This window comes from Glaciecola sp. KUL10, assembly GCF_003203515.1.
Taxonomy (GTDB): domain Bacteria; phylum Pseudomonadota; class Gammaproteobacteria; order Enterobacterales; family Alteromonadaceae; genus Glaciecola.
In genome coordinates this window covers 267,429-281,691 of sequence record NZ_BGNG01000003.1, presented here as the reverse complement: position 1 = coordinate 281,691, position 14,263 = coordinate 267,429, and the positions used below count along the sequence as shown (strand labels likewise).

14 protein-coding genes and 1 pseudogene are annotated in these 14,263 nt (G+C 40.6%); 11 read left to right on the top strand and 4 right to left on the bottom strand.

Features of this window, described 5'->3' with window-relative positions; all coding sequences use genetic code 11:
* Positions 1-164 precede the first annotated feature (164 nt).
* The 10 genes and pseudogenes from ccmA to KUL10_RS07445 all read left to right on the top strand — a co-directional run bounded on the left by ccmA (position 165) and on the right by KUL10_RS07445 (position 8,251).
* Complete coding sequence (ccmA, locus tag KUL10_RS07490) at positions 165-794, top strand: cytochrome c biogenesis heme-transporting ATPase CcmA (RefSeq protein ID WP_110428288.1); 630 nt, start codon at positions 165-167, stop codon at positions 792-794.
* Positions 788-1,459, top strand: coding sequence for a heme exporter protein CcmB (ccmB, locus tag KUL10_RS07485; RefSeq protein WP_110428287.1), 672 nt, complete (start codon positions 788-790; stop codon positions 1,457-1,459). The genes ccmA and ccmB overlap by 7 nt, the downstream gene beginning before the upstream one ends.
* Positions 1,459-2,238 carry a heme ABC transporter permease gene (locus KUL10_RS07480; protein ID WP_110428286.1) on the top strand — a complete coding sequence of 260 codons (780 nt, stop codon included), beginning with the start codon at positions 1,459-1,461 and terminating at the stop codon, positions 2,236-2,238. Before ccmB ends, KUL10_RS07480 begins: the two co-directional genes overlap by 1 nt.
* Positions 2,238-2,525, top strand: a complete 288-nt coding sequence (ccmD, locus tag KUL10_RS07475) for a heme exporter protein CcmD (protein ID WP_110428285.1) — start codon at positions 2,238-2,240, stop codon at positions 2,523-2,525. The genes KUL10_RS07480 and ccmD overlap by 1 nt, the downstream gene beginning before the upstream one ends.
* Positions 2,525-2,995 carry a cytochrome c maturation protein CcmE gene (ccmE, locus tag KUL10_RS07470; RefSeq protein ID WP_110428284.1) on the top strand — a complete coding sequence of 157 codons (471 nt, stop codon included), beginning with the start codon at positions 2,525-2,527 and terminating at the stop codon, positions 2,993-2,995. Before ccmD ends, ccmE begins: the two co-directional genes overlap by 1 nt.
* 3 nt (positions 2,996-2,998) lie before the next feature.
* Positions 2,999-5,045: pseudogene (locus KUL10_RS07465) on the top strand (heme lyase CcmF/NrfE family subunit).
* Positions 5,042-5,656, top strand: coding sequence for a DsbE family thiol:disulfide interchange protein (locus tag KUL10_RS07460; RefSeq protein WP_110428283.1), 615 nt, complete (start codon positions 5,042-5,044; stop codon positions 5,654-5,656). The pseudogene KUL10_RS07465 and the gene KUL10_RS07460 overlap by 4 nt, the downstream one beginning before the upstream one ends.
* Positions 5,653-6,144: a cytochrome c-type biogenesis protein gene (locus tag KUL10_RS07455; RefSeq protein WP_110428282.1), complete on the top strand. Its 492-nt coding sequence runs from the start codon at positions 5,653-5,655 to the stop codon at positions 6,142-6,144. Before KUL10_RS07460 ends, KUL10_RS07455 begins: the two co-directional genes overlap by 4 nt.
* Positions 6,141-7,424: a c-type cytochrome biogenesis protein CcmI gene (gene ccmI, locus KUL10_RS07450; protein WP_110428281.1), complete on the top strand. Its 1,284-nt coding sequence runs from the start codon at positions 6,141-6,143 to the stop codon at positions 7,422-7,424. Before KUL10_RS07455 ends, ccmI begins: the two co-directional genes overlap by 4 nt.
* Complete coding sequence (locus KUL10_RS07445) at positions 7,421-8,251, top strand: VacJ family lipoprotein (protein WP_233499743.1); 831 nt, start codon at positions 7,421-7,423, stop codon at positions 8,249-8,251. Before ccmI ends, KUL10_RS07445 begins: the two co-directional genes overlap by 4 nt.
* 40 nt (positions 8,252-8,291) lie before the next feature.
* Here KUL10_RS07445 and KUL10_RS07440 read toward each other — a convergent pair whose 3' ends face one another.
* The 4 genes from KUL10_RS07440 to KUL10_RS07425 form a co-directional block, all read right to left on the bottom strand.
* Positions 8,292-9,608, bottom strand: coding sequence for a sulfotransferase domain-containing protein (locus KUL10_RS07440; protein ID WP_110428280.1), 1,317 nt, complete (start codon positions 9,606-9,608; stop codon positions 8,292-8,294).
* 56 nt (positions 9,609-9,664) lie between these two features.
* The gene (gene galE, locus KUL10_RS07435) at positions 9,665-10,684 is read right to left on the bottom strand and encodes a UDP-glucose 4-epimerase GalE (protein ID WP_110428279.1); all 1,020 of its coding nucleotides are present in this window, start codon (positions 10,682-10,684) and stop codon (positions 9,665-9,667) included.
* A 13-nt stretch (positions 10,685-10,697) separates the two neighbouring features.
* Positions 10,698-11,012 (bottom strand): DUF6170 family protein, encoded by a 315-nt coding sequence (locus tag KUL10_RS07430; protein ID WP_110428278.1) that lies wholly within the window; start codon positions 11,010-11,012, stop codon positions 10,698-10,700.
* Positions 11,013-11,116: 104 nt separating this feature from the next.
* Positions 11,117-12,613, bottom strand: a complete 1,497-nt coding sequence (locus KUL10_RS07425; protein ID WP_110428277.1) for a peptide MFS transporter — start codon at positions 12,611-12,613, stop codon at positions 11,117-11,119.
* Between the two features lie 547 nt (positions 12,614-13,160).
* On the opposite strand from KUL10_RS07425, the gene wecA reads away from it, so the two are divergent.
* Entirely contained in the window at positions 13,161-14,222 is a 1,062-nt protein-coding gene (gene wecA, locus KUL10_RS07420) for a UDP-N-acetylglucosamine--undecaprenyl-phosphate N-acetylglucosaminephosphotransferase (protein ID WP_110428276.1), read from the top strand.
* The last annotated feature ends 41 nt before the right edge of the window (positions 14,223-14,263 follow it).

Genomic DNA, 14,263 nt, shown 5'->3' with positions numbered 1-14,263 from the left:
CATTAATCAACATAGCTCGATTTTTATTGATACTCATCAAATTTGCATAGAATTAATACAAAAAACAACAGCAAAAGTCGATCCAACTCTGCAGCATTCTCGTTTTTTATGATACCATTTCAAGCCATTGTTACGTTTTATTTCAAACACATGAGTGAATTTTCTTGAGTATATTAAGCGCACAAAAAATCACCTGCGAAAAAAGTGATAGGACGCTGTTTTGTGATTTAGATCTCGAACTTAATAATTTCTCTCTAGTACATTTGACGGGAGACAATGGAGCGGGTAAAACAAGTTTATTGAGAATTTTAGTAGGGCTGAGTCAAGCAAATAACGGCACTGTAAAGATTCAAGGTCAAGATGTTCATGCTGAACAACACATTGCTTGTGAATCAGTTGTGTACATTGGCCACAAGTTAGGATTTAGTTCAGTGTTATCCGCAATTGAAAATTTGCAATTTTGGGCCAGTCAACAAGCGCTCGATTTAAAACGTGAAGCAGTCTTAAATGTGCTTGATATCTTAGAGTTAACAGGTTTAGAAGACATCCCCATTAAACATTTATCTGCTGGACAACAACGTAAAGTGGCGTTAGCTAAACTTTGGTTAAAACCGCACAGCGCGCTTTGGGTTTTAGACGAACCGTTTACTGCACTTGATGTACATATGATTGCCTGCATCGAGCATAAGATATCCGAATTTGTCAATCAAGGTGGTGCAGTTGTGATGACGTCTCATCAACCGCTCAGATTATCCTGTAATACTACCGTTATGCATTTGGAATACAAATGGTAAGTGCGGTTTTATTTTCAGTTGTTAAGCAAGACTTAGCGGTTGCAGTTCGACAACGTGCAGAACTTGTACAACCAATTATGTTCTTTGTATTGGTCGTCACACTGTTTCCTATTGCGGTGGGGCCCAGTCCAGAAACACTTCAACGCATTGGTGGTGGAGTTGTTTGGGTTGCGACAATTTTAGCGCTTTTAATGGGCATGGAACGTTTGTTTAGAGATGAATTTAACGATGGCACGCTCGAGCACTATCGTTTTTCTCCTTGTCCGTTTTATTTGATCGTTAGCGCTAAAGTTATTACGCATTGGTTTATTCAAATTATGCCTTTGCTATTAGTGTCACCAATTTTAGTGCTTTTTTTAAATATGACAGCGCAGATGTACTGGGCCTTAATTTTGACGCTAGTGTTTGGTACGCCCTTAGTTTCTTTTGTCGGTGCAATTGGGGTTGCTTTGACGCTTAGTTTAAATAGAGGTGGCGTGCTATTAGCCTTGCTGCTGTTGCCTATTTTTATACCGTTACTTATTTTTGCCACTTCTGCTATCGATTCCGCTAGCATGAATCTGGCTTATCACCCGCAAATTGCTATCATTGCGTCCTTGATGCTTTGTGCAGTTGCACTTTGCCCGATAGCGATTACATACTCATTAAAGGTCAGTCAGAACTAATGTGGAAGTGGATTAATTCATTCGCAAAGCCAGAAAAAGCATATTGGCTAGCAAGTGCAATGCAGCCTTATTTTTTTGCTATTGCGTTATTAGGTTTAACAGTGGGAATTACATGGGGGCTAGTGTTTGCGCCTGCCGACTACCAACAAGGTGATAGTTATCGCATTATCTATATTCATGTACCTAGCGCAATCTTATCTCAAACGGCCTACATTGCGATGGCGACTGCTGCTTTAGTTGGAATCGTGTGGCAGTGGCGCACCGCGTTTATGTTCATCAGTGCAATTGCTCCGGTAGGCGCAGTAATATGTTTTATATCGTTATTCACTGGCGCAGCATGGGGCAAGCCGATGTGGGGTACTTGGTGGATTTGGGATGCACGCCTAACTTCGCAGTTAATCTTATTATTCCTGTACCTAGGTGTTATGTCGCTTTACCTTGCGTTTGAAGACAAACAACAAGGTGGTAAAGCGGCCGCCATCATGGCTTTGGTTGGCGTCATCAACATACCTATTATTAAATACTCGGTTGAATGGTGGAATACGCTGCATCAAGGCGCGACGATCAGTAAATTCGACCAACCCTCTATGCCTGCGGAAATGCTCTGGCCCTTGTTAATTAGCATATTGGGTTTTGTTGGTTTTATCGGCATTATCACGCTCATTCGTTTTAAGAATGAAATGATAATTCGAGATAAGCATCGCCCCTGGGTGATGCAAATGTTTGCTGAAAATAGTGAACTTCAGCGCCTGTCTGCGTCTAAGAAGGAGGTCAACTAATGCAGTCTCAGTTCGATTCTTTCAGCGCTTTTTTAAACATGGGTGGCTATGGTTTTTTTGTGTGGTTAGCTTTTGGGATAACCGCCTTATCAATGTTATTAATCACTGCGCATAGCCTGTTTGTTAAACAGCAAATCAGGAAAACAGTAGCGCAAGAGCAAGCGCGTGCGATACGAATATTAGAAGCGCGAGAAAAGCGCAAACGAGCGCGACAGGCAAAAACAGTCGAGCAGACTGAGTCGTCAAAACAAACGAATTCCAATTTAGATATAGAGCAAAAAGACTAATGAATCCAAGACGTAAACAACGATTAATTTCCGTTGGTAGTATTGCGATGTTGATTACAGCCGCGGTAGCGACCATGCTATATGCTTTGCAAGATAGTATTGATGTATTTTATACGCCTACAGAAATTTTGCAGGGCAAGCAAAAAACAGGGCAAAAGCCAATTGTGGGACAGCGCTTGCGTATTGGTGGCATGGTGGTTGAAGGCAGTGTGTCACGTGACCCTGAGAGTTTGGCAGTGTCTTTCGATTTAGTCGACACGGGTCCAATTGTGACGGTTCAATACAACGGTATTCTCCCTGATTTGTTTCGTGAGGGGCAGGGAATAATGGCGACCGGCATTTTGCAAACTGAAAATCTTATTGTCGCTCACGAAGTGTTAGCAAAGCACGACGAAGAATACATGCCTGCTGAACTGGCCGAACAGTTAAAAGGGATCAAGCACGTTAAACCCACTGATGCGGGGTACTAAATAATGATCCCAGAACTTGGTAACGTCAGCTTAATTATTGCATTAATGCTGTCTATTTTGCTTGCAATCTATCCTTTGTGGGGCGCACAAACTAATAACGAAAAACTAATGCTTACCGCAAGACCACTTGCACTTGGGCTATTTGTGTTTACTGCGATTGCATACGCTTGTTTAACGTATTCTTTCGTGACTGATGATTTTAGTGTTGCTTATGTTGCGCAAAACTCCAATTCATTACTACCGACCTACTATAAAGTCACAGCGGTATGGGGTGGTCACGAGGGCTCATTTCTACTTTGGGTGCTGATATTTGCTGTTTGGACGCTTGCTGTCGGCGCGTTTTCTAAAGGTATTCCACTGCAAATGCTAGCAAGAGTGCTAGCCGTGCTAGGCATGGTGAGTATTGGTTTCTACCTGTTTATGCTATTGACCTCCAATCCCTTTGATAGCATGTTGCCGTTTTTCCCAGTCGACGGTCGTGACCTCAATCCTTTGTTACAAGACTTCGGGATGATCATTCATCCACCAATGCTTTATATGGGCTATGTGGGTTTTTCAGTCGCCTTTGCCTTTGCAATTGCAGCGTTGATTGGCGGTCAACTTGATTCAACGTGGGCAAGATGGTCTCGTCCTTGGACGATTGCGGCCTGGTCGTTTTTGACAATTGGAATTGCGCTGGGCAGTTGGTGGGCGTACTACGAACTGGGTTGGGGTGGCTGGTGGTTCTGGGATCCCGTCGAAAATGCTTCATTTATGCCTTGGTTAGCGGGTACAGCGCTGATGCATAGCCTTGCAGTGACTGAAAAACGAAAATTATTTAAATCATGGACGGTCTTTCTAGCCATTTCTGCATTTTCCTTAAGTTTACTCGGGACCTTTCTTGTGCGTTCGGGGGTGCTCGTATCAGTGCATTCATTTGCTAGTGATCCGTCGCGTGGAATGTTTATCTTAGGGCTGTTAGTTATTGTTATTGGCGGTTCGCTTCTACTGTACGCAGTGCGCGCATCTCAACTACAAAGTTCTGGTCGCTACGAGTTGTTTTCTCGTGAAATGATGTTGATGGGGAATAATGTTTTGTTGGTCGCCGCGACAATCGTTGTGCTCTTAGGGACATTATTTCCGCTCATACACAAAGAAATTGGCTTGGGCACCATATCAATCGGCGCACCATTTTTTTAATCAGATGTTTACTCTGCTAATCGTACCTTTTGTTTTCTTTATGGCCGTTGGTCCACTTAGCCGATGGAAGAAGCAAAAACCGTCTGACTTGCGAAACCAATTATTAGCAGCCTTTGTGTTAGCGCTCAGCGCAGCGATTTTGGTTAATTTCTCATATGACGAGCCGACTTATATGGGCGTATTGGGTATGCTTATCAGTTTTTGGATTCTGATTGGCACTGTGCTTGAAGTTAAGCAGCGTGTTGATGCCGATAATAAACATACTCAAGAGCAATCTACCTTGAGCTCATTGAAAAAGCTGACGCCAAGCCATTGGGGCATGATCCTCGGTCATGTGGGCTTTGCCGTTAGTGTGATTGGCATTACTTTAGTGAGTAATTACGAGCTTGAGCGTGACGTTCGAGCTCGCGCAGGCGATACAATCGAAATTGCTGATTACCAAGTTAAGTTCAGCGGTGTGAAAGACATAAAAGGCCCTAATTATACCGCAGATAGGGGGATTTTTGATGTGTATAAAAACGCGGAATTCGTCAATCATTTAGAGCCTGAAAAACGCTTTTATCCCGTGCAAAGAACCACAATGACCGAGGCGGGTATTCATACCACGCTGACTCGCGACCTTTTTGTTGCCTTGGGTGAACGATTTGATGATAACTCATGGTCAATAAGGTTGTATTACAAACCGTTCGTTGTCTGGATTTGGGGTGGTGCCTTTATTATGTGCATCGGCGGTGTATTTTCGATGTGTGACAAACGGTATCGAATCAAAAAGGTAGCGAAGTTAAAAGGTGTATTTTCGAGCAAAGTATCTGTCGATAAATCAAAGATTGATAGTTTAGCGACGCCAGTGGTGAAAGAGGTTAATTCGTGAAGCGACTGAGTTATTTACTTTTACCTTTAGTGCTGTTTCTAGGGATAGCGGTCTTTTTATTCCAAGGATTGTTTTCTGATCCTAGAGAGCGTGAATCTACTGCGCTTGAGCGACCTTTTCCTGAGTTCAGTTTGCCAGATTTGATGGACGAAACCAGTCAATATGATAACAGTGTGTTCGACGGGCAGTTGACACTGATTAATGTGTGGGGAGTCTGGTGTGTGACTTGTGCGATTGAGCTACCTTATTTAGAGAGCCTTAGAAATCAAGGCTATCGAATTGTAGGTTTGTATTACGACCAAGATCTCGACCCCAACTACGGTACTAAGACTATTCAACGTGTAAGACAAGAAGTTAAGCAAACCCTAGGGAAATACGGCGATCCATATCAATTTAATATTTTTGATGTGTATCGAGACACTGCGTTAGATTTAGGGGTGACAGGTGCACCCGAAACTTTTTTAGTTGATCAAAATGGTGTGATTCGTGTTCATCACTTGGGTGACATAAACGAGCGTGTTTGGCAAAACAAGTTTTTGCCTATTATCAACACTATCAAAGCGGCTACTTCGCAAGATAGTGAAGAAGAACGGGAAGTAGAGTCTTTATGAATCGAATATGGATACTAGTATTTGTTCAGGTGATGTTATTCTCTTCGGCAATCGCTCAAGAGGGTGTTTCAACTGACAATGCGGCAACACAAGAAGACGATTATGCTGAAAATTATCAGTTTGATGATCCTAATCAGCGAAAAACATTTTTAGAGCTTACGGCTGTATTGCGTTGCCCAATGTGTCAAAACCAAAATATTGCTGACTCAGATGCAATGATTGCACATGACATGCGTCGAAAAGTCTATCAATTGATGCAAGAAGGGCAGAGTAAAACGCAAGTCATTGATTTTATGAAACAGCGTTATGGCGATTTTGTTTATTACCAACCTCCTGTGAATAGCGTGACTATTTGGTTATGGGTGTTGCCGATAATGTTTGCCTTTGTGATGCTGTTCGCTTTCATCTTGCGAAAGAAAAAGGCTAACCCCCAAAATTTACAAGAAAAGCTCGCACAAGCTGATCGTTTATTAAAGGAAAATGAGTGAGTATTTTTTATATCATTTCAGCCCTACTGTTTTTATTTGGGCTGGTTTTTGTGTTTTATCCTTGGCTAAAACGATCTTCAGTACAACGAGTTGAAGTTAACAACGTCAATGTTATCAGGGCCAGAATAGAAGAAATTAAAAAAGAAGCCGAAGAAGGGCTGATTAATCAAGACGAAATGCAGCAATCGATTGACGAGATGAAGCTTGCACTAGTTGATGAAACTCAAAATCAAAGCAATAAGTCCACTCATTCTGCTATTAAGCCGTTAATTATTGGTGCTATCCCTACACTTATTATCGGTATATGGGTATATGTGGATGCCAACCAATTAAGTGGCCTGTCGCAATTACAATTTGCGATAAACAACACGCAAGAGCTAAATAATCGAATCGTATTACAACCTGCTAATGACGTTTCGCCGCAAGAGTTTCAAAAATATGCGCTGGTGATACGACAACAGCTGCGCAAAAAACCAGATGATGCGATAGGGTGGACATGGTTGGGCAGAATCAATATGACCTTGGGGCAGATGGAAGAAAGTGTTAATGCCTTTAAAAAAGCGCTTACTTTAAAACCTCAAGACGATGAATTGCGTTCTCGATATGCACAAGCAGCCATGATGCGAGGTGACGAAGAAGGATTAGCAATTGCCTTTAATCAACTTGAATATTTGATTCGAAAAGCACCTCAAGAACGCCAATACCGATTATTGATGACAGTGGTGGCTGCTCAATCAAACAATGCTGAGGTTGCTTTTTCTAACTTTGCATTGATCAAAGATCAACTCGATCCCAGCAGCAGCTTGTTTCAGTCGCTTTCTACTCAGCTTAGAAGTATGGGCGCGCCAGAGAGTTTATTTGATTCACAAGCTAGTGATGCAGGCATACAGCCAGAAAATAACAATAATGTGAACAACGAGCCAAAAACAACAAAACTGGAAGTGATGGTCAGCGTTGCCGAGTCTATACAGGCTAAACTTCCCAGCGAAGGTTTTTTGATTGTGTTTGCACAAGATGCAAGTGGTCAAACACGATTACCCTTAGCGGTAAAACGCGTTACCTTACCCGAATTTCCTTTCGTTTTGTCCTTGAGCGAAGAAGATGCAATGCTTGAAAACTTTTCGCTGAAAACAGCTGAACAAGTTAAACTCACCGCGCGTATATCAATGGATGAAGACGTGATGCCGAGCAGCGGCGAGCTTCAAGGCGAACTTGAGCTATTACAAATGTCTGCTAAACCTAATATTGTAGAAATTATTATTGATAAGGAATTACCTTGATTTCCAATTTTCCAATTTTAACCAAAGCATGTATTTTGGTTGTTGTGTTATCTCTTGGCGGCTGCGCAACCAGCGAACGACAAGCGCAAATTGATGCGGCCAAGAATATTGATAATACTCGTCAAGACAATAACTCACCGCAGGTACAAAATCCGGACCCATTAGAAAGCCTCAATCGGGTTGTTTGGGATTTTAACTTTGAGATATTAGACAAATACTTGCTAAAACCGCTGACGCAAGGATATGTGGCTCTCACACCGCAATTTTTAAGAACGGGGTTGCTAAATGCTTCTGAAAATTTAGAGGAGCCTGCGAATACTATAAATAACTTATTTCAGGGCAAACCACAGGACTCCGCCGCTAGTTTAGGGCGTTTTGCTATCAACTCAACAGTTGGATTGTTAGGTTTTTTTGATGTTGCGAATAAAATGGGTTTGCCTAGAAAAGAAGAGGACTTTGGACAAGTATTGGGAGTGTGGGGTATCGGAACCGGGCCTTATTTAATGTTGCCCGCGCTTGGGCCGAGTGATGTTAGGAGTTTAACTGGTCGTATTGTCGATAATGTTTACTGGCCACTAAGTGTTTTAGAAAGCCAATATGTGATTGCTTCTAATGTCGTCGGTGTATTGGAAACTCGTGCCGTTTTATTAGAACAAGAAGCGCAACTTGAACGCGCTTTAGATCCATACTTATTCGTCAGAGATGCGTATTTTCAACGACTAGCTTTTGAGGTGACTGACGGAAAGACACCGATGCGGTCTGAAGAGGAAGTAGAAAAAGAGAGTGACGACTTTGCAGAGTTTGAAGGACTATTAAACGATCTTTAATCTAGTATCAGGTACAAGCTTATTTTTACTTGTACCTGATTTAACGCTGCTTGATAGCCTTTTCTATTTTCTGTTTAAGCTCTTTTATCACTGGTCCATTTGGGCGGATATCTTCAGCTTTCACAATAAAACCGTAGGCGCTCTTTAAATCCCCCCTTTTGTATAATAAAGAGGCAAACTCTCGATATACATCAACTTGCTTATACTCTAAGATTTTATTGAGTTCTTTTTTGTCAAAAAATGCATCTTCATAGTATTTTACTTGATGAAGCGGGACATCAAACAAACTTAACAGTTTCTGCTTATCAGCGTTTATCACCCCCCAATTTTTGCGAACAATCGCATTTTTTACTTTTTTGTATAGAGATGGTTCTCTTAGCTTTATATTTTCAATTAACTCAATCTGTGCTTTCAAGTCTTCAAAGGGCGAGCTTTGAGACGTTTTCGTCATTTGATTATCAGCGTCGAAAGAGAAGTTGTGCAAAGTTTGGATGCGTTCAATATCTTGTTTAAATTTTGCATATAGTTGCTTAACAAGCGCTACAGGAAGAGCATCTTGAACTTTTCGGCTTGGAAGTTGACTATTGTCAGACTGTTGTTGAAAAAACAGGTCAATATGGCTATTCAGTGCTTCATCTTCACTACTTAGTACATAATTCAAGAGTCTTTTAAGTTCTAGGTAGTCGGCGGTATAACTGCTATTTATGCGTTTTTTAGTCAACCTACTTTCTATCGCTTCTTCAGATATTCCAAGGAATGTTAAAAATTGATGTATAGCGGAGTTTTTTCCAGAAATACTGGAATCGTAAGGCAATATAGTAACCTGATCTTTAAATTCAGTAGACCAGTCTAGTAGTGATTTGCCAGAGAGAATTGGTTTTTTGGCGCGAACAGACTTTTCTGTGTATTCGAGTAGACTTTCTTTCAGGAAGTGACGTTTAACCATTTGATTATACGAAGAAAATAAATTATCCACTGGATGTCGATAAAAACCGACTACCCTTAAAGGTAATTCATCGCAAATTTTTTTAAACTCTTTGTGTAACAAATGAGAGCCTTCATTTGATAATAAAAGAGTTTTGTTATTTTTATCTGCTTCGTTTAAATAAAACTGCAAAAGTGTTTTTGCGTCACTGTATTTTTTCTCAATTAGTAAATGATAAAGATCTGAATGTCCTCCTGAAATACCATTAGCGTCGAGACTATGAAAGGGGTAGTAGAAGCCATGCTCAAGCAACCATGCTTCGTTCTCAAGGCAAAACTTTTGAATGGCAGAAGACCCTGTCTTAGGCATGCCGATGTGCAATATGGCTTTACATTCACTATCAACAAATTCACTTGATTGTGATGTCGCCATATAACGATGTTTTCTTAACTTGTTTATAAATTTCTTTGCTATCAAAACATCTACTTCTATTTTGGGTAGCCATCAGGATTCATCGACTGCCAACGCCAAGAGTCTTGACACATTTCGTCTAAACCTTTTTTTGCGCTCCAATTTAAGACTTCAGAGGCGTATTGGGGATCTGCGAAGCAAGATGCGACGTCTCCACTTCTTCGATCAACTACTTTGTAAGGGATCTTTTGCCCACTGGCTCTTTCAAATGCCTTTATCATATCGATAACTGAATAGCCTTGACCCGTGCCGAGGTTAACAGTTAATAAACCAGCGTCGCATGAGAGCTTTTCGAGTGCTTGTAAATGCCCTTTAGCCAGGTCATCTACGTGGATATAATCACGCACACCGGTTCCATCAGGAGTGTCGTAGTCATCTCCAAAAACACTTAGATGTTCGCGCTTTCCAGTTGCTACCTGAGTAATGAACGGCATTAAGTTATTCGGAATTCCGTTTGGATCTTCTCCGATTAAACCAGATATGTGAGCACCTACAGGGTTGAAGTAACGCAATAATGCTATATTCCAACTGGAATCGGATTTATACAAGTCTTTGAGTATCAACTCTACCATTAGTTTTGATTGCCCGTAGGGATTTGTTGGAACACCTGTCGGTAACTGTTCGTGAAGTGGTAATTCTATTGGGTCACCGTAAACAGTAGCTGAAGAACTAAATACAATGTTTTTGACGCTATGCTTTTTCATAACGTTACATAAATTAACAGAGCCGAAAACGTTGTTTTCATAGTACATCAAAGGCTTCTCTACAGATTCTCCGACCGCTTTTAAGCCAGCAAAGTGAATAACCCCATCTATTTCGTGATCCGTAAATACTTTATCTAAAAAAGCTTGGTCACGGATATCACCCTGATAAAAAGTCACTGTTTTACCAGTTATCGCTTCGACTCTTTGTAGGCTCTCCAGTGACGAGTTAGTTAAGTTGTCGATTACTACTACGTCGAAGTTTGCTTCCAATAACTGCAAAATAGTGTGGCTACCAATATAGCCGCAACCGCCGGTCACTAAAATAGATTTCATTTATATTACCTTTCTAATCTTCTGTAGATTGACTGTTTTGTTTGATGATTTCGTCTAGATAACGAACGCTTAATGAGTATTGAATAGGTTTTACAAATAAGGGGTACAAAAGCAGTATAAGCATAGCCCAAGCCAATGAAATAAAGTTTTCACTGGTCTTTAAAATTAGCGCGAACGTGGGTATTAGTACTAATAATTTCAATACATTGAGTATGGTTTTTTGAGGCACAGATAATTTTTTACTTGCCTCTTCAAGCAATGAAAGCCTCTCTGTTAACCCTTTGTTTTCTAGTCCCGGTATTTTCTTTGTTGAGGTATAGATTTTCAAGGTGTGACCTCTGTTTGGAATAAGGCTAGGGAGAAATTACGGCAAGTATAAGCCGATGCAAAAGCAGGCACAATAAAAAGTGCCTTTTATCTTATTAATAGTATTTATTTTTCGGCTTCTGCTAGCTTTTCCCACTTCCCAGTTTTATAAGAAAGTAAAAACAGCACCGCACCAATGGCAATACTGAATAAAACGATTTGCATGTAAAGCCCAGGCATTTGGTCGACGTTGTTTGGATCAAACTGACCTGCAAATAGCCCTGCAATTATGTTACCCATGGAGTAGGTAAGGACGAATACCCCCATCATTTGCCCTGCAAACCGGCGAGGTGAAAGTTTACTAACAGCACTTAGTGCAACTGGGCTGAGACATAACTCGCCAACAGTATGTAAAAAGTAGGTTGCGACAAGCCAATAAGGGGCAACTTTTAAGCCCGATGCAGCAAGTTGCGCGGCAAAAAACATTACAATGAAACCTGTGGCCATAATAATTAAGCCTAATGCACACTTGATACTATAACTGGGCTCAATCATGCGTTTTGATAAGTTTATCCACATTGCAGCAAAAAAAGGTGAGAGTAAAACAATAAAAATTGAATTGGCAGATTGAAACCACGCGGGTGGAATTTCAAAGGAACCAATAAACCTATCGGTATAGTCACGTCCAAATAAGTTTAAAGACGAACCTGCTTGCTCAAATCCAGCCCAAAAACATGTTGATGCAATACATATTAAAAATAATGCCCCCATTCTTTTTTTCTCGGCTTCATTTAGTTTGCCTAAGAAGAAAATATACGCAAAATAAAACAAAAAAATTGCTGTAATAATAACAACAACCTTTTGGGCCACTAAAATAGGGTTAAAACTTATCGTGCCAGCAAATACTAATATTGTTGTAGCGGCAATCAGTCCCAAAACCAAAGTGATCGCCGTCCAAGCTCGTTTTTCTGCTTTTGGTGAAAGTGGCTCTACTGGTGAATCAGATACTCCTGCTATGTTGGATGCTGTGAGTCGGTATTGCAATAAACCTAGCCCCATGCCAATCGCTGCGGCACCAAATGCCCAGTGATAGCCCATATTTACTTGTAACCAACCGCAAACAAAGTAACCAATTATTGAACCGAGGTTGATACCCATATAATACAAGGTGTATGCGCTATCTCGACGTTTGTCTTTGGCTGTATATAGTTCTCCAACCATAGCGCCGATATTTGGCTTTAATAGGCCGGTCCCTAACACTACGAAAATTAACCCGATAAAAAAGCTGGTTGTAGAAGGGATCGCAAGGATGATATGACCCAACATTATAATTACGCCGCCATAGAAGACTGCTTTCTGTCCACCGATTAAGCGATCGGCTATCCAACCTCCTGGTAATCCAAAAAAATAAACCGAACCTGTATAAAGCCCATAGATTGCTCCAGCCGTTGCGACGGTAAGTCCTAGACCACCCTCTTGCATTGCAGCAGTCATAAAAAGCACTAGCATCGCGCGCATTCCATAAAAACTCATTCTTTCCCACATTTCGGTGAATGCTAGTGTGGAGAGGCCTTTAGGATGTCCAAAAAAGCTAGTGTCATCTGTTCTTTCGATTGCGTTCATCAATCTTCCCTTTTTGTTATTATTTTTTGTAGCAGTAGCTTACCTGAAACAAAAGATAAGCTAAATAGAAAACCAAACTGCAATCTCAATCTATCATTGATATTTAACGGTAATAAAAAGCGTAAAATAGACTTAGAGTGATCGCATTAACAACTACTTGCTATATACGAATAAAAACGCGGGGCATCTTACTTGCTAGAAAAATCGACTACTCTTGACTTAGATAGCATCTTGGTATGTCTGTAATTTGCGTCAGTTTTATGAAGAATTAAAAATTTTGACCAAAATAGTGGAGTTTTTATAACAATGTGACACATATTAGGTTAAGATCAATACGTTTAGATTCAAGTAGCTAGCTTACAAGTCGATAAATTATCGCGTTGTAGTATAACTAGCGAAAACTTGGCGCAGGGAATGCATAAAATAACAACGTATAATAAGCAGTGATTTTTTTGCTGATAAAAATGTTGTACTTTAAAAATTTTAGTATTTTTAATAATTTGAATAAAAAAATAATTAGCACACAAAACGGAAGAATCAAATAAACATGCCATACATTGAATATCTACCAATTATAGTGACAGCGCTTGTTACTAGCTGTTTGCTTGTTGTCATGACTCCAATGGCTCACTATTTTGGTTTGGTTGACTCTCCTTCACTTCGAAAACAACACTCTGGACATGTGCCTTTGACCGGTGGCTTGGCAATGTTTATGGGGATTGTATTAGCAAGTTTTGTAACAGATTTGGTGTTTCAAAACGAACCAATGTTCTTCACCGCGGCCGCATTCATTGTATTGCTTGGGATGTTGGATGATAAATTTAATCTGAGCGCAAAAGGTCGGCTATTTTTTCAGTTCGTGGTTGCCTTTATTATGGTGTGGGTTGCAAACAACTACATTGTTAATCTTGGGGATTTATTTGGTACAGGAAATATTCAGATTCCATCTGTTGGATATCTATTCACCATGATTTGCGTTGTCGGCGTTATAAATGCCTTTAATATGATCGATGGCATTGATGGACTCGCCGGCGGTATGAGCTTGTTGGTTTTGTTCGGTGTTGTTTTTCTAATGCTTTACAGTGGAAATGGTGTCCAAATAACTGAGCCATTGACGATAATGGCAGCAATTGTGCCATTCCTAGCGTTTAATCTGAGCGTTAAAGGTTTTAAGGGAAATAAAATATTCTTGGGTGATGCCGGAAGCATGTTTATTGGCCTTGCCATTGTCTGGATGCTTGTTGAGCAAACTAGTGGTTCTGAAAGCTCTTTGCGGCCGATGACCGCAGTTTGGATTATTGGATTGCCATTAATGGATATGGCTGCGATCATGTTCCGCCGAGCGAGAAAAGGGCAATCAGTTTTAAAGCCTGACCGTCAGCATCTTCACAATATTTTCTTAAGGGCGGGGTTTTCTGAGCGGCGCTCACTCGCTACTATCTTGATGCTAGGCTCTGTGTTTGTTTTGATTGGTGTATTATCTGAAGTATATCAATTACCTGAGTCACTAATGTTTTATGGGTTTTTGGTTGTATTTGTATTATATACAGCAGTGATTATGCACGTGTGGCGTATTTTGAGAATCCTTAAGCGTTTCGGGCTCCTTTAGGAATATGCTTTAAAACTTTCGATCTGTATATGACGCAACTT